20 protein-coding genes and 1 pseudogene are annotated in these 21,977 nt (G+C 72.0%); 18 read left to right on the top strand and 3 right to left on the bottom strand.

The genetic code is table 11. The features are described from left to right. Positions 1-12 precede the first annotated feature (12 nt). From murD to ftsA, 11 genes and pseudogenes are all read left to right on the top strand, one after another. Complete coding sequence (gene murD / locus VLI41_RS05835; protein ID WP_325267119.1) at positions 13-1,422, top strand: UDP-N-acetylmuramoyl-L-alanine--D-glutamate ligase; 1,410 nt, start codon at positions 13-15, stop codon at positions 1,420-1,422. Further along, positions 1,419-2,594, top strand: coding sequence for a putative lipid II flippase FtsW (ftsW, locus tag VLI41_RS05830; protein ID WP_325267118.1), 1,176 nt, complete (start codon positions 1,419-1,421; stop codon positions 2,592-2,594). Before murD ends, ftsW begins: the two co-directional genes overlap by 4 nt. Before the next feature lie 13 nt (positions 2,595-2,607). Continuing rightward, positions 2,608-3,726 (top strand): undecaprenyldiphospho-muramoylpentapeptide beta-N-acetylglucosaminyltransferase, encoded by a 1,119-nt coding sequence (gene murG / locus VLI41_RS05825; RefSeq protein WP_325267117.1) that lies wholly within the window; start codon positions 2,608-2,610, stop codon positions 3,724-3,726. 39 nt (positions 3,727-3,765) lie between these two features. Further along, a complete protein-coding gene (locus VLI41_RS05820; RefSeq protein ID WP_325267116.1) occupies positions 3,766-5,037 on the top strand; it encodes a metallophosphoesterase in 1,272 nt (423 codons plus the stop codon). A 36-nt stretch (positions 5,038-5,073) separates the two neighbouring features. Next, positions 5,074-6,495, top strand: coding sequence for a UDP-N-acetylmuramate--L-alanine ligase (murC, locus tag VLI41_RS05815; protein WP_414692530.1), 1,422 nt, complete (start codon positions 5,074-5,076; stop codon positions 6,493-6,495). 10 nt (positions 6,496-6,505) lie between these two features. Continuing rightward, positions 6,506-7,411, top strand: coding sequence for a UDP-N-acetylmuramate dehydrogenase (gene murB, locus VLI41_RS05810; RefSeq protein WP_325267115.1), 906 nt, complete (start codon positions 6,506-6,508; stop codon positions 7,409-7,411). Next, positions 7,378-7,656: pseudogene (locus VLI41_RS16820) on the top strand (histidine phosphatase family protein); the annotation flags it as partial. The gene murB and the pseudogene VLI41_RS16820, both read left to right, overlap by 34 nt. A 37-nt stretch (positions 7,657-7,693) precedes the next feature. Beyond that, a complete protein-coding gene (locus VLI41_RS05805) occupies positions 7,694-7,960 on the top strand; it encodes a hypothetical protein (RefSeq protein ID WP_325267114.1) in 267 nt (88 codons plus the stop codon). 83 nt (positions 7,961-8,043) lie between these two features. Beyond that, positions 8,044-8,991, top strand: a complete 948-nt coding sequence (locus VLI41_RS05800; RefSeq protein ID WP_325267113.1) for a D-alanine--D-alanine ligase — start codon at positions 8,044-8,046, stop codon at positions 8,989-8,991. A 76-nt stretch (positions 8,992-9,067) separates the two neighbouring features. Then, positions 9,068-9,865 carry a cell division protein FtsQ/DivIB gene (locus VLI41_RS05795; protein WP_325267112.1) on the top strand — a complete coding sequence of 266 codons (798 nt, stop codon included), beginning with the start codon at positions 9,068-9,070 and terminating at the stop codon, positions 9,863-9,865. Positions 9,866-9,898: 33 nt separating this feature from the next. Continuing rightward, the gene (ftsA, locus tag VLI41_RS05790) at positions 9,899-11,236 is read left to right on the top strand and encodes a cell division protein FtsA (protein WP_325267111.1); all 1,338 of its coding nucleotides are present in this window, start codon (positions 9,899-9,901) and stop codon (positions 11,234-11,236) included. A gap of 9 nt (positions 11,237-11,245) precedes the next feature. On the opposite strand, the gene soxR is transcribed toward ftsA, so the two are convergent. Continuing rightward, positions 11,246-11,698: a redox-sensitive transcriptional activator SoxR gene (gene soxR / locus VLI41_RS05785; protein ID WP_325267110.1), complete on the bottom strand. Its 453-nt coding sequence runs from the start codon at positions 11,696-11,698 to the stop codon at positions 11,246-11,248. Positions 11,699-11,798: 100 nt separating this feature from the next. Here soxR and VLI41_RS05780 point away from each other — a divergent pair, with 100 nt between their 5' ends. Next, the gene (locus VLI41_RS05780) at positions 11,799-12,170 is read left to right on the top strand and encodes a VOC family protein (protein ID WP_325267109.1); all 372 of its coding nucleotides are present in this window, start codon (positions 11,799-11,801) and stop codon (positions 12,168-12,170) included. A 37-nt stretch (positions 12,171-12,207) separates the two neighbouring features. On the opposite strand, the gene VLI41_RS05775 is transcribed toward VLI41_RS05780, so the two are convergent. Further along, on the bottom strand, positions 12,208-12,711 hold the full coding sequence (locus VLI41_RS05775; RefSeq protein ID WP_325267108.1) for a GNAT family N-acetyltransferase: 504 nt from the start codon (positions 12,709-12,711) through the stop codon (positions 12,208-12,210). A gap of 260 nt (positions 12,712-12,971) precedes the next feature. Between VLI41_RS05775 and ftsZ the strand changes: the two genes are divergently transcribed. The 6 genes from ftsZ to VLI41_RS05745 all read left to right on the top strand — a co-directional run bounded on the left by ftsZ (position 12,972) and on the right by VLI41_RS05745 (position 21,658). After that, complete coding sequence (ftsZ, locus tag VLI41_RS05770) at positions 12,972-14,447, top strand: cell division protein FtsZ (protein ID WP_325267107.1); 1,476 nt, start codon at positions 12,972-12,974, stop codon at positions 14,445-14,447. A gap of 242 nt (positions 14,448-14,689) precedes the next feature. Next, entirely contained in the window at positions 14,690-15,583 is an 894-nt protein-coding gene (gene lpxC / locus VLI41_RS05765) for a UDP-3-O-acyl-N-acetylglucosamine deacetylase (protein WP_325267106.1), read from the top strand. A 142-nt stretch (positions 15,584-15,725) separates the two neighbouring features. Beyond that, a complete protein-coding gene (locus VLI41_RS05760) occupies positions 15,726-16,610 on the top strand; it encodes an outer membrane protein assembly factor BamD (protein WP_325267170.1) in 885 nt (294 codons plus the stop codon). Positions 16,611-16,732: 122 nt separating this feature from the next. Further along, positions 16,733-18,433 (top strand): DNA repair protein RecN, encoded by a 1,701-nt coding sequence (recN, locus tag VLI41_RS05755; protein ID WP_325267105.1) that lies wholly within the window; start codon positions 16,733-16,735, stop codon positions 18,431-18,433. Between the two features lie 124 nt (positions 18,434-18,557). Beyond that, positions 18,558-20,666, top strand: coding sequence for an NAD-dependent DNA ligase LigA (gene ligA / locus VLI41_RS05750; protein WP_414692529.1), 2,109 nt, complete (start codon positions 18,558-18,560; stop codon positions 20,664-20,666). 20 nt (positions 20,667-20,686) lie between these two features. Continuing rightward, on the top strand, positions 20,687-21,658 hold the full coding sequence (locus VLI41_RS05745; RefSeq protein ID WP_325267103.1) for a Gfo/Idh/MocA family oxidoreductase: 972 nt from the start codon (positions 20,687-20,689) through the stop codon (positions 21,656-21,658). Here VLI41_RS05745 and VLI41_RS05740 read toward each other — a convergent pair. Beyond that, positions 21,655-21,977, bottom strand: a 323-nt coding sequence (locus tag VLI41_RS05740) for a M24 family metallopeptidase C-terminal domain-containing protein (RefSeq protein WP_325267102.1), incomplete at its 5' end; no start/stop codon positions are given. The genes VLI41_RS05745 and VLI41_RS05740 overlap by 4 nt on opposite strands.

The raw sequence follows: 21,977 nt of genomic DNA, 5'->3' as shown, positions 1-21,977 counted from the left end.
ATCGCTCGCGCCATGATCCCGGTCCGCGGCTTCGAGGGGGCGACGGTGGCGGTGTTCGGCCTGGCCCGCACCGGCCTGGCGGCGGCGCGCGCGCTCGTCGCCGGCCGCGCGAAGGTGGCGCTGTGGGACGAGAACCCCGCCGCCCGCGCCGCGGCCGAGGCGGAGGGGCTGCCTGTCGTCGACCTGGCGAGCGCCGACTGGGGCGACTTCGCCGCCGTCATGCTCTCCCCGGGCGTGCCGCTGACCCATCCCGAGCCGCACTGGACGGTGGAGAAGGCGCGCGCCGAGGGCGTCGAGATCGTCGGCGACATCGAGCTCTTCGCCCGCACCGTCAACGCCGCGCCGGAGCACAAGCGCCCGAAGGTCGTCGCCATCACCGGCACCAACGGGAAGTCCACCACCACCGCCCTGATCGGCCACATCTGCGCCGAGGCCGGCCGCGACGTTCGCATCGGCGGCAACATCGGCTATGGCGTGCTGGGCCTGGAGGACATGCACGGCGGGGCGGTTTATGTGCTCGAGCTCTCCTCCTATCAGCTGGACCTGACCTCAAGTCTGCATCCCGACGTGGCGGTGCTGCTCAACATCTCGCCCGACCACCTGGAGCGGCACGGCGGCATGGAGGGCTACGTCGCCGCCAAGCGACGGATCCTGCTGAACCAGGGCAAGGGCGACACGGCGGTGATCGGCGTGGACGACCCGTGGGGCCAGCAGATCTGTACCGAGATCACCGCCGCCAACCGGCGCACCATCGTGCCGATCTCGGCCTCCAAGGCGATGAGCCGGGGGGTCTATGCGCTGGACGGCCTGCTCTATGACGCGACCGGCGAGCGCGCCGCCGAGGTCGCCGACCTGAAGCGCGCCCGTTCGCTGCCCGGCCGTCACAACTGGCAGAACGCGGCGGCGGCCTACGCGGCGGCCAAGGGCCTGGGCATCGGGCCCGCGGAAGCCGCCGGCCACCTGCTGAGCTTCCCCGGCCTCGCGCACCGGATGGAGACCGTGGGCATGCTGGGCCGCGTGCGGTTCGTCAACGACAGCAAGGCCACCAACGCCGACGCCGCGCGGCAGGCCCTCGCGAGTTATCCGAAGGTCTACTGGATCGCCGGCGGCCAGCCGAAGGCGGGGGGGATCGACAGCCTCTCCGACCTCTTCGGCCGCGTCGAGAAGGCCTACCTGGTGGGCGAGGCTGCGCCGGCGTTCGCGCAGGTGCTGAAGGGCAAGGCGCCCGCCGTGGTGTCGGGCACCATCGAGCAGGCGACGGCCCAGGCCTACGCCGATGCGGCGGCCTCGGGCCAGGACGCGATCGTGCTGCTGTCGCCGGCCTGCGCCTCGTTCGACCAGTTCGCCGACTTCGAGGAGCGGGGCGAGGCGTTCCGCGCCGCCGTCCAGCGTCTCGCCAACACCCAGCGGGGCGCGGCTTGACGCCCGCCTCCCAGGCCCACGCCTTCCCGCGCTCGGACCGCTCGCCTCGGGGCGTCTGGTGGTGGACGGTCGATCGCTGGATCTTGGGCGTGCTCGCGATCCTGATCGGCGCCGGGGTGGTGCTGGCCTTCGCCGCGAGCCCCGCGGCGGCCGCGCGGATGAACGTCGGCGACCCGTTCCACTTCGCGGTCCGCCAGTGCGTCTTCGCGGCCGGCGCGGCGATGCTCCTGATCTCGACCTCCATGCTGGAGGTGAAGGGCGTCCGGCGCGCCGCCTTCTTCATCTGGCTCGCCGCGATCGCGGTGATGGTCGCCCTGCCGTTCCTCGGCCACAACGCCAAGGGAGCCACCCGTTGGCTGGAGTTCGGAGGCTTCTCGCTGCAGCCGTCGGAATTCATGAAGCCGGCGCTGATCATCCTGGTCGCCTGGATGTTCTCCGAAGGCCAGAAGGGCGCCGGCGTGCCCGGCGTCTCCATCGCCTTCGGTCTCTATTTCGTCTCGATCGGCCTGTTGCTGATCCAGCCCGACGTCGGCCAGACGGTGCTGATCACCGTCGCCTTCGGCGCCGCCTTCTGGATGGCCGGCGTGCCGCTCTCCTGGGTGATGCTGCTGGGCGGCGTCGCCGTCGCGGGCCTGTCGTCGACCTACTTCCTGCTGCCGCACGTGCATTCGCGGGTCGACAAGTTCATCTCGCCCGACACCGCCGACACCCATCAGGTCGACGCCGCGGCCATGGCCCAGGCGGCGGGCGGCCTGTTCGGCCGCGGGCCCGGCGAGGGGATCATGAAGCGCCACGTGCCCGACCTGCACACCGACTTCATCTATTCCGTGGGCGCGGAGGAGTACGGCCTGATCTTCTCGCTGATCCTGATCAGCCTCTTCGCCTTCGTGGTGATCCGCGGCCTCTACCGCTCGCTCAAGCTGTCCGACCCCTTCGAGCAGGTCGCGGCCGCCGGTCTCTTCGTGCTGGTCGGCCAGCAAACCATCATCAACATCGCGGTGAACCTCGACATGATCCCGACCAAGGGCATGACGCTGCCCTTCATCTCCTATGGCGGCTCCTCGATGCTGGCCATGGGCCTGACGCTCGGCATGGCGCTGGCGCTCACCCGAAGGCGGCCCGGCGCCTACGCTCCCTCGGAAGGCCTCGCCAAGGCCGGCGCGTTCGCCTAAAGCGGCTCGGGTCATGCGCAAGCTCGCCGTCGTCGCCGCGGGAGGGACCGGAGGGCACCTGTTCCCCGCCCAGGCTCTCGCCGAGGCCCTGATCGCCCGCGGCTGGAGCGTCGTGCTGGCCTCCGACGAGCGCGTGGCGGGACTGGCCTCCGACTTCCCCGCCGAGCGGCGCATCGGGCTCTCGGCCGCGACCTACCGACCCGGCGATCCGGTGGGCATGTTGCGCGCAGGCTTTTCCGTGTTCCGCGGGGCCATGCAGGCGCGCCGCGCCTACCGCGAGATCGGGCCGAATGTGGTGGTGGGCTTCGGCGGCTATCCCTCGGCGCCAGCCCTGGTCGCCGCGATCCTGGACAGGCGGCCCACCGTCATACACGAGCAGAACGCGGTCATGGGCCGGGCGAACCGCAGGCTGGCGCCGCACGTCACGACGGTGGCCTGCGCCTTCCCGACGCTGCTCAAGGCGCCGCCCAAGGTGGCGGGCCGGGCGGTGGTGGTCGGCAACCCCGTGCGGCCGCCGATCCGGGCGCTGGCGAAGCATCCCTACACGCCCCCCGATCCCGGCGGACCGGTGCGCGTGCTGGTGACCGGCGGCAGCCAGGGGGCGCGGCTGCTCTCCGAACTGGTGCCCGAGGCGGTGGCGGCCCTGCCCGAGGAGCTGAAGCGCCGTCTGGTGATCCAGCAGCAGACCCGTCCGGAATCCATGGACACCGCGCGCCGCATCTACCGCAACGCCATGATCGACGCCGAGGTGGCCCCGTTCTTCCGCGACATCGCCAGCCGGCTGCGCGACGCCCACCTGGTGATCGGCCGCTCGGGCGCGGGCTCGGTGTGCGAGTTCGCGGTGGCGGGCAAGCCCTCGATCCTGGTGCCGCTGGCCATCGCCATCGACGACGACCAGGGCCAGAACGCGCGGCTCCTGGCGGAAGCCGGCGGCGCGGAGGTTGCGCGCGAGCAGCAGCTCTCCGTGGATTCCCTGGCCACGGCGATGGAGAAGCTGCTCAGCAACCCGAAGCGGCTCGCCCGCATGGCCGCGGCGGCCCGTTCGGTCGCAATCGCCGACGCCGCGGAGCGCCTGGCCGACGTCGTCGAGGAGACGGCCCGCGGCCGCGCCGTGGTGGCGGAGCGAGCCTGAGCTCGGCTATGACTCGCCTCTCGGGATGGGGGGCGCGCGATGCTGAAGTGGATGATCGTCCTGATCGGCCTCGCGCTGGCCGCCCCGGCCTGTGCGGCTCCGGTCGCCTGGGTGGAGCTGACGCCCAAGGGCGCCGAGGCGCGCGCGGTCGTCGAGGGCGCCCGCTGCCCAAGGCTGCGCGTCGACGGCAAGGCGATCCTCATGCAGACCCGCGCCGGACCTGACGAGGCGTTCGCGAACCGGGTCTGCGCGGCGCGCCTGCCCAGGCGCGCCCGGCGCATCGCAGTGGCCGGCGCCGCACTCAGGGCGCCGATCGCCCGGCCGATGCGGCTGGTGATCTTCGGCGACAGCGGCTGCCGGATCGTCAAGGGGCTGGTGCAGAACTGCAACGACACCACCGCCGGCTGGCCGTTCGCCAGAGTGGCGCGGCTCGCGGCCGCCCAGCATCCCGACCTGGTGATCCACCTCGGCGACTACTACTACCGCGAATCCCCGTGCCCGCCGGCGATGGAGGCCTGCGCCGGCAGCCCCTACGGCGACCGCTGGCCGACCTGGAAGGCCGAGCTGTTCGACCCGGCCGCGCCGCTGCTCGCCGCCGCGCCCTGGGTGTTCGTGCGAGGAAACCACGAGGATTGCGCCCGCGGCGGCGCCGGCTGGTTCCGGCTGATCGATCCCTTGCCGCCGCTGAAGGGCATCGCCTGCGCCACCTCCGAGCAGACCTGGTTCGCGCCGATCGGCGGGGTGCAGCTGGCGATCTTCGACGACGCCGAGGCCGACGACAACAAGCCCGACGCCGGGGCCGAAGCCGCGGCGAGCAAGAACATCCTGCCGGTGCTCGACAGCCGCGAGCCCACCTGGCTGGTCACCCACCGCCCCCTCTGGGCCCTGTCGCACAAGGGCCTCTCGCTCGGCGGCGACTGGGGCAACGCGAACGTGCGCGAGGCCGTCAAGGCGTGGTTCGCCACCCCGGGCGCCGACGTCTCCTGGCGCCACGTCTCGCTGATGCTGGCCGGCCACGTGCACAACTTCACCAGCCTGGACTTCGGCGAGGCGCGTCCGCCGGAGCTGATCGTCGGCACCGGCGGCGACGTCGAGGATCCGCGCGATCCGCACCGTCCGCTGCAGCTCGAGCTGCCCGTCGACGGCGTCAAGGCCGACGCCATCACCACCGGCGAGTTCGGCTACTTCGTGTTCGACCGGGCCGGCGCCGACTGGGTGGGCGCGTTCCACGACCTCGACGACAAGGTGACGGTCCGCTGCCGGCTGCACGCGGCCAGGCTGGCCTGCGTCCCCGTGGCGCCCAAAAGCTAGCGTGAATTCGCAACGCGGTTGCGCTAGCACCTGGGCATGACGCGCCGCCCCGTGCCCTTCGAGATCGGCCCCGTGCACTTCATCGGCATCGGCGGAATCGGCATGAGCGGCATCGCCGAGATCATGCTGCGCATCGGGTATCAGGTGCAGGGCTCGGACGCCAAGGCCTCGGCCAACACCGAGCGGCTCTCGAAGCTCGGCGCCAAGGTCTTCATCGGCCATCAGGCGGCCCAGGTCGACGGCGCCTCGGCGGTGGTCTACTCGACGGCCGTCAAGCCGGACAATCCGGAGATGGCCGCCGCGCGCGAGCGGCGGCTGCCGCTGGTCAGGCGCGCCGAGATGCTCTCCGAACTGATGCGCCTGCAGTTCTCGATCGCGGTCGGCGGCACCCACGGCAAGACCACCACCACCTCGATGATCGCCGCCCTGCTGGACGCCGGCGGCCTCGATCCGACGGTGGTCAACGGCGGCATCATCAACGCCTACGGCGCCAACGCCAAGGTCGGTCAGGGCGACTGGATCGTGGTCGAGGCCGACGAGAGCGACGGCACCTTCCTCAAGCTGCGCTCGACGGTGGCGGTGGTCACCAACATCGATCCCGAACACCTCGACCACTACGGCGACTTCGAGGCGGTGAAGAGGGCGTTTCGCGACTTCGTGGAGAACATCCCCTTCTACGGCTTCGCCGCCGTCTGCACGGACCACCCCGAAGTGCAGGCGATGGCCGCCCGCGTGGAGAACCGCCGGCTGGTGACCTACGGCGTCAATCCGCAGGCGCAGGTGCGCGCCGAGAAGGTCGCCATGGGCCCGGAAGGCGCCCGGTTCGATGCGGTGATCGCGCCCCACGAGGACGGCGAGGCGACGATCGCGGACCTGCGCCTGCCCATGGCCGTCCACCACAACGTGCTGAACGCCCTGGCCGCGATCGCCGTGGCGCGCGAGCTGGGCGTGACGCCGGATGACATCCGCCGAGGGCTCGCCGGCTTCGAGGGCGTGAAGCGCCGCTTCACCACGACCGGGGTGACCCACGGGGTCCGCATCGTCGACGACTACGGCCACCATCCGGTGGAGATCGCCTCGGTGCTGAAGGCCGCCCGCGCGGTCACCGACGGCCGGGTCATCGCGGTGGTCCAGCCGCACCGCTTCACCCGGCTGCGGGACCTGTTCGACGAGTTCTGCCACGCCTTCAACGACGCCGACGCGGTGATCGTGGCCGAGGTCTATCCGGCGGGCGAGGCGCCGATCCCGGGCATCGACCGCGAGGCCCTGGTGGAGGGCCTGCGCCGCTACGGTCACCGCCGCGCGATCGCGCTGGAGAGCCCCGCAGAGCTGCCGCGGCTGATCGCCGAGGAGGCCCGCGCCGGCGACGTGGTGGTCTGCCTGGGGGCCGGCGACATCACCGGCTGGGCCAATGCGCTGCCGGCCCAGTTGCAGGCGCTGGACAAGGCCGCCGAATGAGCGCGCCCGGATGAGCTGGAAGGATCGGCTGCCGAGCGTCCGCGGCAAGCTCCTATTGGGCGAGCCGCTCGGCGCCTTCACCTGGTTCCGCGTCGGAGGTCCCGCCGAGGTGCTGTTCCTGCCCGACGACGAGGCCGATCTCGCGCAGTTCCTGAAGGGCCTGGACGCGGCGGTTCCGGTGACCGCGCTGGGCGTCGGCTCCAACACCCTGGTGCGCGACGGCGGGGTGGATGGCGTCGTCGTGCGCCTCGGCCGCGGCTTCGGGCGGGTGGAGGCCCGCCAGGGCGCCCAGATCTTCGCCGGCGCCGCCGTGCTCGACGCGACGCTGGCGCGTGAGGCGGCCAGGGCCGGGATCGCCGGGCTGGAGTTCTACCGCGGGGTTCCCGGCTCGATCGGCGGCGCCTGCGTCATGAACGCCGGCTGCTATGGCGCGGAGACCAAGGACGTGCTGGTGGAGGCCTACGCCGTCGGCCGCTCGGGCGAGCGGCTCAGGCTCACCAACGCCGACATGGGCTTCGGCTACCGCAGGTCCGCCCGCGCCGCGGAGGAGCCGCTGATCTTCACCGGCGCGCTTTTCCAGGGTCGTCCGGACGACCCCGCCGCCATCGAGGCCCGGATGACGCAGATCACTGAGCGGCGCGAGGCGACCCAGCCGATCCGCGAGAAGACCGGCGGCTCGACCTTCAAGAACCCGCCCGGTGGTTCCTCCTGGAGGCTGGTGGACGAGGCCGGCTGGCGCGGCAAGCCGTTCGGCGGGGCGATGTTCTCGCCGCTGCACGCCAATTTCCTGATCAACACCGGCGAAGCCACCGCCGCGGACCTCGAGGGCCTGGGCGAGGCCGTCCGCGCCGAGGTGAAGGCGAAGTTCGGCGTCGATCTCGAGTGGGAGATCAAGCGGATCGGCAAACCGGCGTGAGCGGCCCGGCGCTGGTCCTGGTGCGCCACGCCGCGCCGCAGCAACAGGCCGATGTTCCACCTCCGCAGTGGCGCCTGTCCGGCGCTGGTCGCGCGGCCGCCGCAGCGCTGGCCGCCCGGTTGCCCGATCTCGCGCCCGCCGCCGTGCTGGCGAGCACCGAGCCGAAGGCGGTCGAGACCGCCGAGATTCTCGCCCGCCGTTGGGGGCTGCGCGTCGCAGCCGAGGCCGCCTTCGACGAGCATCGGCGCGAGGCGTGGCCCCTACGAGGCGGATCCGACAGCGGTGCGCGCACGTGTGCTGCGGAGCCTGCGCGAGCCGGAGCTCAGCGTGCAGGGCGCCGAGACGGGGACGGCTGCGGCTGGGCGCTTTGCGGCCGGGCTGTCGCGCCATCCCGAGCGGCCGCTGATCGTGGTGAGTCACGGTACGGTCCTCAGCGTGTGGCTTGCCGTCAAGCTGGGAGTCGAGGCCGCCGAGCTCTGGTCGAGCCTGCGGCTGCCCGAAGCGATCCTGCTCGCGCCTCGAGGCGCCCTGATCGGACGCATCGCCTAGAAGCCTGCGTCGCCTGCGGCGCTTGACCGTGCGCCCGCGCTCGGTCACCGCGAGGACTTCACCAATCGGACCCGAGTCGTCCCATGCCAGGCCCGCTTTCCGGACATCATGTCGCCGTCCTCTTGGGCGGGCTCTCCTCGGAGCGGGAGGTGAGCCTAGTCTCCGGCGCCGCCTGCGCCGGGGCGCTCGAGCGGCTGGGGGCGAAGGTCAGCCGCGTGGACGCCGGGCGCGACCTCGCCCAGGTGCTGGCGAAGCTGAGGCCCGACGTCTGCTTCAACGCCCTGCACGGCGCCTGGGGCGAGGACGGCTGCGTGCAGGGCGTGCTGGAGACGCTCGCGATCCCCTACAGCCATTGCGGCGTGCTGGCCTCCGCGCTCGCCATGGACAAGGCGAAGTCGAAGGCGGTGATGGCTGCGGCGGGCGTGGCGGTGCCCGGCGGCGGCCTCTTCAACCGGCTGGCGGCGGCGCGCTCGCACGTCATGGCGCCGCCCTACGTGGTGAAGCCGAACGCCGAGGGCTCCTCGGTCGGGGTGTTCATCGTGCCGAAGGGCGCCAACGCCCCGCCCCAGGAGATCGCCGCGCCCGACTGGGCGTTCGGCGAGGAGGTGATGATCGAGCCCTATGTCGCCGGCAAGGAGCTCGCCGTCGGCGTCATGGAGGGCAGGGCCATGACTGTCACGGAGATCATTCCGAGGGCCGGATTCTATGACTACGAGGCCAAGTACGGAGAGGGCGGATCCGAGCACGTCGTGCCGGCTCCCATCCCGCCACATGCCTTTGAAAAAGCGCTGAGATTGGCCGAGACCGCGCACGCCGCCCTGGGCTGCCGCGGGGTGACCCGCTCGGACCTGCGTTATGACGACGTTAACGACATTCTGGTCCTGCTTGAAGTGAACACGCAGCCCGGCATGACGCCCACTTCGCTCGTTCCCGAGCAGGCGGCGAAGCTGGGCGTGGAGTTCGATCGGCTGGTGCTGTGGATCACGGAGGACGCCTATGCCCGCGGCCGTGCGGGGGGGACCGCGAGCTGAGGCGAAACCTCGGGCCAAGGCGCCCCTGAAACCGGCTCCGCGGTCGCGGGGCAAGGCTCCGGGCGGCCGGCGGGGCGTGCGCGACGGCGTGGGCGATCACGGCCCTTCCCCCAGGCTGATCCTCGCCGGCGCGGCCGGGCTCCTCGCCATCGCCTTCGCGGGCGTGCTGGCGACCGGCCACCGGGCGGAGAGTCTCGCGGCGGGCGTCCGCCAGGCGGCCGACGGCCGGTTGGCCGAGGCGGGCTTCCGCCTGCGTGCGGTGCGCATCCAGGGCGCCTCGCCGGCCGCCGCCGCCGACATCGTCAAGGCGGCCGGCCTCTATCGCAACCAGCCGCTGCTCGGCCTCGATCTCGACGGCCTGAAGCGCAAGGTCGAGACGGTCGGCTGGGTGAAGGACGCCCGGGTGCTCCGCCTGCTGCCCGACACCTTGGTGATCTCGGTCGTGCAGCGCCGTCAGCTCGCAGTCTGGCAGCACGACGGCCGGACGCTGGTCATCGACGACCACGGCCAGCCGATCCCGGAAGCCGATCCCGCCCGCTTCGCCGGCTTGCCGCTGGTGGTCGGCCAAGGCGCCGCAGCGGCCGCGCCGCAGATCCTGCCGATGCTGGCGCAGCGCCCGCGGCTGATGTCCCGCATGGAGGCGCTGGTGCGCGTCGACGACCGCCGCTGGGACCTGCGGATGAAGGACGGCTCGCTGATCCAGCTGTCCGCCACGGGCGAGGAAGACGCCCTGATGCAGCTCGAGCAGCTCGAGGAGCGCGCGCGCGTGCTCGAGCTCGGCTTCGAGCGGATCGACCTGCGCAATCCCGACGTCGTGGCCGTGCGGCCGCGCGAACCCGCCCCGCCCGGCCGCGCCGCGCCGGCCGGCGCCTAGTTCCAGACCCTTGCAGGACGCGTGACGAGAGAAATGGTGAAGCTGGCCAGCCGGTCCGAGCCCAGGAAGGACGCCCGCGAGGGGCTGAAGGCCGCGCTCGTGCGCCCGCCGGTCGTGGCCGCCGTGGACCTCGGCGCCTCCAAGGTGGCCTGCTTCATCATGAAGCCCGACGGCGTGCGCCGTGCCGACCGGACGCTCACCACCGCCGGGGTCGGCTATGTGCAGTCGCGCGGGATCAAGGGCGGGGCGATCGTCAACCTCGACGAGGCGTCGGACGCCATCGCCCAGGCCGTCGAGCGCGCCGAGACGGTGGCCGGCGTCTCGGTCCAGGGCGTCGCCGTGGCGACCGCCGGCGGCCAGCTCACCTCGAACCGCATCGCAGGCCGCGTCTCCATCGGCGCCCGGCCGATCGGCGACAACGACCTGGTCCGCGCCATCCAGCACGCGCTCTCCCAGATCAAGCTGCCCGGCCGCCGGGCGGTGCACATCCTGCCGGTCGCCTGGTCCGTCGACGGCCAGGGCGGCGTGCGCGATCCGCGCGCCATGTTCGGCCGCATCCTGGGCGTCGAGCTCCTCGTCGTCTCGATCTCGGAGGCGGTGTTCAACACCCTGGGCGCCTGCGTGGAGCGGGCCCACCTGCAGCTCGAAGGCGTCGTGGCCGCCCCCTTCGTCTCGGCGCTCGCCGCGCTGGAGGAAGACGAGATGGACTTGGGCGCCGTCTGCATCGACATGGGCGGCGGCTCGACCTCGGCGGCGGTGTTCAACCAGGGCAGCCTGGTGCATGTCGAGACCGTGCCGGTCGGCGGCCACCACGTGACCCACGACATCGCCCGCGGCCTGTCCACCTCCGTCGCCGGCGCCGAACGCATCAAGACCCTGCACGGCTCGGCCATCGCTTCGGCCAACGAGGACCGCGAGATGATCGAGGCGCCGCCCCGCGGCGACGATCCCGGCGCCGGGCCGGTGGTCGCGCCCCGGTCCCTGCTCAAGGGCATCATCGCGCCGCGTGTGGAGGAGACGCTGGAGCTGCTTCGGGACCGGCTCAAGGCCTCGGGCGCGCCGGTCGAGCCAGGCGCGGGCCTGGTGCTGACCGGCGGCGCCAGCCAGCTCGCCGGGGTGCGCGAAGTGGCGGTGCGCGTGTTCGATCGGCCGGTTCGGCTTGGCCGGCCGCGTCGCGTGCCGCACCTCGCCGACGCCGCCTCAGGTCCGGCGTTCACCGCGGCCGCGGGCCTGCTGCACCGCGCCGCATTCGGACCGCGCGAGGCGGTCTCCTCCAAGGCGCTGGCCTCCGCCAAGCTCAAGCGCGAGCCGCTCGACCCGCGCGCCAACCCGGTCGCCAAGGCCGCGGCCTGGCTGCGCGAGAACCTTTGATCCGGGCGCCTAAGGCGTCTCGTTCGTGATCACGAACCGCGGCCCGGGGCCGGCGCGGCCGGCGCGGTCGTCGGGGTTGTAGAGGGCGCAGGTGTCGAGCGAGAGGCAGCCGCAGCCGATGCAGACGTCCAGCTTCTCGCGGGTGCGCTCCAGCATGGCGATCTTCTGATCCAGCACGCCCCGGACGCGCTCGCTGATCCTGTGCCAATCGGCGCGGGTGGGCGCGCGTCCCTCCGGAAGCGTCGCGAGCTCCGCCTCGATCTGCCCGAGCGTCAGCCCGAGCTGCTGGGCGATGAGCGCGAAGGAGAGCCGGCGGATGTCGGAGCGCAGGAAACGGCGCTGATTGCCCGCCGTCCGGATCGCCCGCACCAGTCCGCGGCTCTCGTAGAACCGGATCGCCGAGACGGTGAGGCCCGTGCGGCTGGCGAGCTCGCCGATCGTGAGCGTGCGGTCAGGGATCATCCGTCGGCCGAATTGATATCTTGACCTCAAGTTAGCTTGAGATTGTAGGAGGGGCAATGGCGGCCATGCGGGGCCGCGCGCAGAGAGAGGAGGCGAGGTCATGCCGGCGCTCAGACTCGAACATGTGAATGTCACCGTGTCGGATCCCGACGCGGCCGCGAAGCTGATGGGCGAAGTTTTCGGCTGGAGCGTTCGCTGGCAGGGACAGGCGATGGCCGGCGGCCGCACGGTCCACGTCGGCTCGCAGGACCATTACCTTGCGCTCTACGCCCCGGCCGGCGGGGGTCCCACGTTTCCGAAGGGCCAGCCGCTGAACCACATCGGCGTGGAGGTCGATGACCTCGATGCGGTCGAAGCGCGCGTCGTGGCGGCCGGCCTCACGCCGTTCAGCCACGGCGACTACCCCCCGGGCCGGCGGTTCTATTTCCTGGATCCCGACGGCATCGAGTACGAGGTCGTGAGCTACGCGTGAGCCCCGTGGGATAGTGGCGCGCGCCTCATCTCGAGCGTCAGAGCGCCATCACGAAGCGGTCGACCAGGTAAGGCGACCGGTCCGAGGGGTGCGTCGTCCAGCTGTCGAGGCGGGTGAAGCCGAGCCGCAGGTAGATGCCGCTGATGTGCGGATGGCAATCGAGCTTGAGCGCGCGGCAGCCCCAGTCGCGGGCGGTCTGCGCGCACCAGGCCACGATCGCGGGCGTCACCCGAGCGCCCGCGAAGCGCCGGCGCACGGCGAGCCGATGCAGGTAGGCCGCCTCGCCGGGCGCATCGTCCGGCCAGAACTCGGGGTCCGAGCGGGTGAGGGTGCAGACCCCGGCGACGACGCCATCGAGCCTCGCCGCGGCCATTTCGCAGGCCGCGATCCGCGCGGCCACGAAGGCGGGGGCGATGTCGGCCGCCGTCCAGCCGGGCCAGCCCTTGCGGGCCATCCAGGCGGCGCCCTCGGCGAGCACGCCGGAGACCTCATGGGCGTCGTCCCGCCCGGCCCAACCGACCGCGATCTCGCCTGGCCCCACGCCGCCGCTCCCGCCTGCCCTGCGGCAATCTATCAGGAAGAATCGCTCGCTTCCCGCTTGCGACCCCGATTCGCGCTACCCCTTGTGGAACAACGGCTTTTTTCGGTTTCCGGCGGTCTCGACCCAGCGCCGACTCAGGCTAAGGCCTTAACCCTCGATTAAGGATGTCGGTCGCCTAGTAAACCCATCCTTAAGGAGCTGGCGATTCGGCGCGCGGGCCGGCTCGCCAGGGCGCAATCGGCAGGACGGCGGGGGTCCCCATGACCATTTCACTCTCAGCGCCCAAGGCGACGGAGCTCAAGCCCAGGATCGTGGTGTTCGGCGTCGGCGGCGCCGGCGGCAATGCAGTCAACAACATGATCGACGCCGGCCTCGAGGGCGTGGAGTTCGTGGTCGCCAACACCGACGCCCAGCAGCTGCAGTTCGCGAAGACCGAGCGGCGCATCCAGCTCGGCGTGACGGTGACCCAGGGCCTGGGCGCGGGCGCCCATCCCGAGGTCGGCATGAGCGCGGCCGAGGAGAGCATTCCGGAGATCGGCGAGCACCTCGACGGCGCGCACATGATCTTCATCACCGCCGGCATGGGCGGCGGCACCGGCACCGGCGCGGCCCCGATCATCGCCAAGTGCGCCCGCGAGCGCGGCATCCTGACGGTGGGCGTGGTCACCAAGCCGTTCCACTTCGAAGGCCGCCACCGCATGCGGCTGGCCGACGCCGGCATCAACGAGCTGCAGCGCTACGTCGACACCCTGATCGTCATCCCCAACCAGAACCTGTTCCGGGTGGCCAACGAGCGGACCACCTTCGCCGAGGCGTTCGGCATGGCCGACCAGGTGCTGCATTCGGGCGTCCGCTCCATCACGGACCTGATGGTGCTGCCCGGCCTGATCAACCTCGATTTCGCCGACGTCCGCACGGTGATGACCGAGATGGGCAAGGCGATGATGGGCACCGGCGAGGCGACCGGCGAGGACCGCGCGCTGATGGCCGCCCACAACGCCATCCAGAACCCGCTGCTGGACGAGGTCTCGCTGAAGGGCGCCAAGGCGGTGCTGGTCAACGTCACCGGCGGCCTGGACATGACCCTGCTGGAGGTCGACGAGGCGGCCAACGCCATCGCCGAGCAGGTCGATCCGGAAGCCAACATCATCTTCGGCGCGGCCTTCGATCCGTCGCTCGACGGCATGATCCGCGTCTCGGTCGTCGCCACCGGCATGGATGGGGCCTCGATCGCCGCCATCGAGCCCAAGCCGCTGCGCCGCGCGACGGCCCTGCCGCAGCCGGCGGAGGAGCCGCAAGCCGTGGAGGCGCCCGAGCCGGTGGCCGCCGCGGCGATGGAGATCGCGCCCGAGCCGGCGCCCGAGCCCGTCCTCGCGCTCGATCAGGAGCAGCCCGATCTCTATGGCGCGGGCCTGTCCCTGGAGCCTGTGGTCGCCGGGCCGCGGATCGCCGCGCCGGTCGCGCGCATCGTCGACCCCTCCGTGGCCGACGAGGAGGAGGGCGGGGGCGACGACGAGCCGCTGTTCGCCGAGCCCGCCTACGAGCCGCGCAAGCCGCGCGGCGGCTTCCTGAGCCTGTTCGGCGGCCGGCCGCGCTATGACGCGCCGCAGCCCGGCCCCGTGCCGCGCGCCATCTCGACCCGCGGCGGCGCGCTTGCGGCCGAAGCCCCGGAGGCGCAGGCCGACGCCGGCGAGGACCTGGAGATCCCCTCCTTCCTGCGCCGCCTAGCCAACTAGATTTCGAGTTACGTTGGGGACCTGCGGGCGGGCGTCCTTCGGGGCGTCCGCCCAATGCTTTGGGCCCGACACAATCGGTTGCTATTGGTGATTAACCGAGCAGGTCAAGTTAACCCTTCCCAAAGCGAAACATTGCGAAACAGCAAGTGTTTTGCCGCTCCTGGCCAATCATCTTAGCAGGCAAGCGGGACGTATCTCGGTCTTCGGTGGCCGGCAGACCAGCTTTGGGGAAGGTCGATAGCGTGGCCTCAGAGGCGTTTCAGCATACAGTTCGGGCGCCGGCGCTGTTCGCGGGCGTGGGCGTGCATACCGGCGCCCCTACGCGCGCGGCCGTGCGTTCGGCCGGGCCCGATACCGGAATCGTCTTCGTCCGCACCGATGTGGCCGGCGCCGACAACCGCGTCGCCGTCGCGCCGGAGGCGGTGTGCAAGACTCAACTCGGCACAGTCATCGGCAATGACGCCGGCGTCACGGTCGCCACTATCGAGCACCTGATGTGCGCCCTGGTCATGCTCGGGATCGACAACGCGGTCGTCGAGCTCGACGGGCCGGAGATGCCGATCATGGACGGCTCGGCGCTGCCGTTCGTGCAGATCCTCGACCGCGCCGGCAAACGCCAGCAGGACGCGCCGCGCCGCTACATCGAGATGCTGGAGACGGTCGAGGTCCTGGCTGGCGACAAGCGCGCGGCGCTCTCGCCCGCCTCGGGCTTCGAGGTCGCCTTCGAGATCCGCTTCCCGACCGCGGTGATCGGCCGCCAGTCGCTGGACATGGCGATGGACGAGCGCGCGTTCCGCGCCGAGATCGCCGACTGCCGGACCTTCGGCTTCCTCCAGGAGGTGGAAGCCCTGCGGTCGATGGGCCTCGCCCGCGGGGGCAGCCTGGAGAACGTGGTGGTGATCGAGGGCGATCGGGTGCTGAATCCGGAAGGCCCGCGCCGCCCCGACGAGTTCGTGCGCCACAAGGCGCTGGACGCGATCGGCGATCTGTTCGTGCTGGGCGCGCCGATCATCGGCCGTTTCGAAGCCGAGCTCGCGGGCCATGCGATCAACAACCAGCTGATCCGCGCCGTCGCCGCCAACCCCGGCGCCTGGCGCTGGCGCACCCTGATCGAGGATCTCGCCGAGGCGGTGTGACTCTCCGGACGGGGGCTGCGACCCCTGATCCGTTTGCGGCCATATTCGGATGCTGTAGAAGCGACTCCTCGCGTGGGGGCGCGCGCTCTCTGGCCTTGAGGTGAAGGTGCTCTTCGTTCGGAATTCGTGGGTTCGCCCGACGCTGATCGCCACCTGTTGCGCCCTGGCCCTGGGCGCCTGCTCCAGCCTCAGGCCGAAGCCCAAGCCCAAGCTCGCCTACGAGGAGCGGCCCGTCGAGCTGCTCTATTCCACCGGCGCCAACTACATGGATCGCCACCTGTGGACCCAGGCGGTGGACTATTTCCAGGAAGTGGAGCGCCAGCACCCCTATTCGGAGTGGGCCCGCCGCTCGATCCTGATGCAGGCCTTCGCCCACTACGAAGCGAACAACTACCAGGAGGCGATCTCCGATTCCGACCGCTTCATCCAGCTCTATCCGGGCAATCCCGCCGCCGCCTACGCGCACTACCTGAAGGCCGTCTGCTACTTCGAGCAGATCGTCGACGTCGGCCGGGACCAGGCGGCGACCTTGCAGGCGCTCGACAACCTGCGCGAGGTGGTCCAGCGCTATCCGGACACCGAATACGCCCGCGACGCGCGGGTGAAGATCGACATGGTCAATGACCAGCTGGCCGGCAAGGAGATGACCATCGGCCGCTGGTACCTGCGCCAGGGCGACACCCTGGCCGCAATCGGCCGCTTCAAGACCGTGGTCGACAAATACCAGACCACCACCCACACGCCCGAAGCGCTCTACCGCCTGGTGGAAGCCAACCTGACGCTCGGTCTCATGGAGGAGGCCAAGCGCAACGGCGCGGTGTTGGGCTACAACTACCCCGGCGATCCCTGGTACGCCGACGCCTACAAGCTGCTGACCTCCAGCGGGCTGCGCCCGGCGGTCGCGCCGAACGGCGGGGGCCGGCGCGGGCTCTTCCACATCCCGTTCCGGCGCGACAAGTCGCGGACGGTGCAGCCGCCGGCGTCCGTGCCCGCAACCACCCAGACCACGGCCGCGGCGAAGCCTTAGGCCGCCCTCGTCCCCCGGGCGGCTCGGCGCCGAACCCGGGCTTGCAGCATAAGAACAAATCAGGCACATTTGCGCCGGGGCGGCCCTTCCTGAGAGGGGCGAATCCGGGCGATCCTCCTCCCATGCTGATCGGACTGTGGATCCGCGACGTGGTGCTGATCGAGGCGCTCGACCTCTCGATCGGCCCGGGGCTGACCGTGCTCACCGGCGAGACCGGGGCCGGCAAGTCGATCATCCTGGACGCGCTGGGCCTTGCGACCGGCGCGCGCGCCGACGCCGGGCTGGTGCGCCGCGGCGCCGCCCAGGCCGCGGCCTCGGCGGTGTTCGCGCCGGCCCCCGACCATCCCGTCTGGGAGCTGCTCGAAGACAGGGGCCTCTCCTACGCCCGCGACGAGGACCTGGTGCTGCGCCGCACGCTCGCCGCCGACGGCCGTTCCAGGGCCTTTGTCAACGACCAGGCGACCGGGGTGGCCGTGCTCAGGGAGATCGGCCAGGCGCTGCTGGAAGTGCACGGGCAGCACGAGACGGTCGGCCTGTTGGACGCCCGCACCCATCGTCCGCTGCTCGACGGCTTCGGCGGACTGGGTCCGCAGGCCGCGGCGGCCCGTGAGGCCTGGCGGCGCTGGTCGGCCGCAGGCGCGCGGGTGGAGGAGCTCCGCGGGCTGGCCGTCCAGGCGCTCGCCGAGCGCGAGGAGCTGACGCTCCGGCTCGCCGAGCTCGAACGCCTCGATCCGCGCGAGGGCGAGGAGGCGCAGCTCGCCGAAGAACGCGCGCTGCTGGGCGCGTCCGAGAAGGCGCTCGCCGAGATCGGCGCCGCGCGCGAGGCGTTCGAGGGGCTCTCCAGCCGCCTGGCCGGCGCGGTCCGCTCGCTCGACCGCGCCCGCGAGCGCGCGCTTTCGGCGGGCGCGGGGGAGGGGACGGCGGCGGTGCGGCGACTCGCCGAGGCCTCGGCCGCCCTCGATCGCGTGCTGATCGAGGCCCAGGAAGCCGAGGCCGCGGTCGACGCGGCCGCCGACGGCTTCCACTTCGAGCCGGACCGCCTCGAGAAAGCCGAGGAACGGCTGTTCGACCTGCGCGGATTCGCCCGCAAGCTGGGCGTGGCGGTCGAGGCGCTGCCGAGCCTGCGCGAGCGTTTCGCCGAGCGCCTGCGCGCCGCCGAGACCTCCGAGAGCGCGCTCAGCGCGGCCGAGGGCGACCTCAGGGCGGCGCGCGAGGGCTACCTTGCGGCCGCCGCCGCGCTCGGCGCCGCCCGCCGCGCCGCCGGCGAGCGGCTGGCCGAAGCGGTCACCGCCGAGCTCGGCCCCTTGAAGCTGGAGAAGACGCGCTTCCGCGTCGCCGTCGAGGCGCTCGCGGAGGAACGCGCCGGGCCGGGCGGACTCGATCGCGTGGCCTTCGAGATCGCCACCAATCCCGGCGCCCCGTTCGCCGAACTGGCCGCCATCGCTTCCGGCGGCGAGCTCGCCCGCTTCGCCCTGGCCCTGAAGGCCGCGCTGGCCGGCCGCGGCGCCGGGCCCCAGCCGCTGATGATCTTCGACGAGGTGGACCAGGGCGTGGGCGGCGCCGTCGCCGACGCCGTGGGCCTGCGGCTCAGGCGGCTTGCCAGCGAGGCGCAGGTGCTGGTGGTCACCCACTCGCCGCAGGTCGCCGCCCGCGCGGACGCCCACTGGCTGATCGCCATGGCGGGCGACGGCGAGCGCGTCCGCACCGTCGTGCAGCCGCTCGCCGCCTCCGAGGCCCGGGCCGAGGAGATCGCCCGCATGCTCGCCGGCGCCGAGGTCACCGACGCCGCCCGCGCCGCCGCCCGGGCGCTGATGGGAGCGTAGCGCATTTCCTCCCTCGCCTTTATGGGGAGAGTGGACGCGCGAAGCAGCGGACGGGTGGGGAAGTGAGGATCATCCGCGGACCTTGGGGCCCAGCCCTGACTGCCCCACCCTCGCCGCGCTGGGTGTGCCTCCCGATGAACGCGAGGGAAGCGTGAAACCCGTGGCCGATCTCACGGAAGCCGAAGCGGCGGACGAGCTCACCCGGCTCGCCGACGAGATCGCGCGCAACGACATCGCCTATTTCCGCGACGACGCCCCGGTCGTCTCCGACGCCGAGTACGACGAACTGAAGCGCCGCAACGCCGAGATCGAGGCCCGCTTCCCGCACCTGGTCCGCGAGAACTCGCCCTCGCTGAAGGTGGGCGCGGCGCGTTCGGACCAGTTCGCGCCGGTGGAGCATGGCGTGCCTATGCTGTCGCTCGACAACGCCTTCTCCGACGAGGACGCCGCCGAGTTCGACGCCCGCGTGCGGCGGTTCCTCAGGCTGGGCGACGAGCCGGTCGCCTACACCGCCGAGCCGAAGATCGACGGGCTCTCCTGCTCGATCCGCTACGAGAAGGGCGAACTGGTCCGCGCCGCCACCCGCGGCGACGGCCGGGTCGGCGAGGACGTCACCGCCAACGTCCGCACGATCGGCGAGATCCCGAAGACGCTACGCGGCTCGGGCTGGCCGCAGCTCATCGAGGTGCGCGGCGAAATCTATCTCGGCCATACCGAGTTCGCCGCCCTGAACGAAGCCGCCGCCGCCGCCGGCCAGCGCACCTACGCCAACCCGCGCAACGCCGCCGCCGGATCGCTGCGCCAGATCGATCCGAAGATCACGGCCGGCCGGCCGCTGCGCTTCTTCGCCTATGCGTGGGGCCTGGTCAGCGCGCCGTTTGCGGAGACCCAGTGGGGCGCGCTCGAGAAGCTCGAGGCCTGGGGCTTCCAGACCACGCCGCAGTCGCGCTGCGTCCACGGCCTGGAGGGCCTGCTCGGCGCCTACCGCGACATGGAGGCGCTTCGCCCGCACCTCGGCTTCGACATCGACGGCGTGGTCTACAAGGTCGACCGGCTGGACTGGCAGCAGCGGCTGGGCTTCGTCTCGCGCGCGCCGCGCTGGGGGATCGCGCGCAAGTTCCCCGCGGAGCAGGCCCGCACCGTGCTGGAGGCCATCGACATCCAGGTCGGCCGCACCGGCGCGCTCACGCCCGTGGCGCGCCTGACGCCGGTCACCGTCGGCGGCGTGGTCGTCACCAACGCCACCTTGCACAACGCCGACGAGATCGCCCGCCTCGACGCCCGCCTCGGCGACACCGTCATCGTGCAGCGCGCCGGCGATGTGATCCCGCAGATCGTCAGCGTGGTGGCGGGCGAGCGGCCCAAGGGCGCGCGCGCCTACGCCTTCCCGCACGTCTGTCCCTGCCCCTTGAAGACCGAGGTGGTGCGCGAGACCACCGCCTCCGGCGCCGAGACGGTGGTGCGGCGCTGCTCTGGCGAGTTCGCCTGTCCGTTCCAGAAGCTCGCCCACCTGCGCCACTTCGTCTCCCGCCGCGCCTTCGACATCGAGGGCCTGGGCGAGAAGCAGCTGGTGGCCTTCTCCGAGCGGGGGTGGCTGAACTCCCCGGCCGACATCTTCCGCCTGCATGAGCATCGCGACGAGCTGCTCGCCACCGAGGGCTACGGCGAGGTCTCCGTGCGCAACCTGCTGGAGAACATCGAGGCCCGCCGGCGCATCTCGCTCGACCGCTTCATCTACGGTCTCGGAATCCGCCACATCGGCGAGACCACGGCCACGGTGATGGCCCGCGGCTATGGGTCGGCGGAGGCTTTCCTGGCCGCCATGGACAGGATCGCCGAGCGCGATCCCGAAGCGGTCGGGGAGCTCGACGCCCTCGACCAGATCGGCGAGGCGGTGATCGGGGCCGCCGCCGCCTACTTCGCCGAGGACCACAACCGCGCCATGGTCGAGGACCTCAAGGCCCAGCTCGAGGTGCAGGACGCCGAACGGCCGAAGGCCGACACGGCGGTGGCCGGCAAGACCGTGGTGTTCACCGGCTCGCTGGAGCGGATGACCCGCGACGAGGCCAAGGCCCAGGCCGAGCGGCTGGGCGCCAAGGTCTCGGGCTCGGTCTCGAAGAAGACCGACCTGGTGGTGGCCGGTCCCGGCGCGGGCTCCAAGCTGAAGACCGCCGCCGAACTCGGCGTCCAGGTGCTGACCGAGGACGAATGGCTGGCCCTGGTGGCCGGCTGAGCCGCGGTGGAGGAGCAACCATGGCGATCCGCATCGGCCTTCTCGGCGCCGGGGCCATGGGGGCGGAGCACGCCTGGTGCTACGGCCAGATCGAGGGGGTCGAGCTGGCCGGGGTCTATAGCCGCGACCCGGCCAAGGCGGGCGCGCTCGCCCAACCCTCCGGCGCCAGGGTTTGCGGCGACGCCGGCGACCTGATCGGGGATCCGGCGATCGACGCGATCGACGTCTGCCTCCCGACGCCGGTTCACGCCGATCACGTGGTCGCGGCGCTGCAGGGCGGAAAGCACGTGTTCTGCGAGACGCCGCTGGCCACGGAGATGGCCGAAGCGGCGCGCATGCGCGAGGCCGCGCGCGCCTCGGGCAAGCTGCTGCAGGTCGGCCTGCTGATGCGCTCGGTCGCGGCCTGCCAGTGGGTTCGCGCGGCTGTGGACGAGGCCCGCTACGGCCCGCTCGTCAGCCTCACGGCCCATCGGCTCGGCTCCTACCTCCGCGCGGATTCGCCCGACCACAAGGCGCACTACTCGGATCCCACGACGGAGCTGATGACCTTCGACCTGGACTTCATCGGCTGGGTGATGGGCGCCCCCGCCGAGGTCGTCGCCCGCGCCGCGGCCTGGCGAGGCGGCATCGGCGAGGTGACCGCCGCGCTCCGCTACGACGACGGCCGGATCGCGACCGTTCTGGCGAGCGGCGTCATGCCGCTCGGCGCGCCGTTCGCCACCGGCTTCCGCGCGGTGTTCGAGCAGGCGATGGCCGAGGCCGAGACGCTGATCGACGCGGGCGGGATCGCCAGCCGCTTCCGGCTGCACGACGCGGGCGGCGTCAGCGAGCCCGAGCTTGCGCAGCACAATCCCTACCAGCTCGAGCTCGAGCGGTTTCGCGACGCCATCCTGGCTGACGCGGACCCGGGTCTGCTCGATGTCGACCGCGCGATCGAGGCGCTCTCGCTTTCGCTCGCCGTGCGGGCGTCGCTGAACCCACCCAGCGCCTAGAGCGGCGCCGTCACCTCGTCCAGCCAACTGCGCGCCTCGGGCGGCAGCAGCGGCCCGATCGCCGCGCGGACGCGGGCGTGGTAGGCGTCGAGCTGCGCGCGCTCCTCCTGGCTGAGCATGGCCGTGACCACCAGCCGGCGATCGATGGGCGCCAGCGTCAGGGTTTCGAAGCCCATCATCGGCCGCTCCCCCCCCTCGATCGCCTGCGGCTCGGTGACCACCTGCAGGTTCTCGATGCGGATGCCGTAGCCGCCTTCCTTGTAGTAGCCGGGCTCGTTGGAGACGATCATGCCCGGCCGCAGGGCGACCGAGTTGGGGG

This window comes from Phenylobacterium sp. (genome assembly GCF_035475775.1).
Lineage (GTDB): Bacteria > Pseudomonadota > Alphaproteobacteria > Caulobacterales > Caulobacteraceae > Phenylobacterium.
Note: the sequence above shows the minus strand (reverse complement) of the source record. Positions and strands in the feature narration are given on the sequence as shown.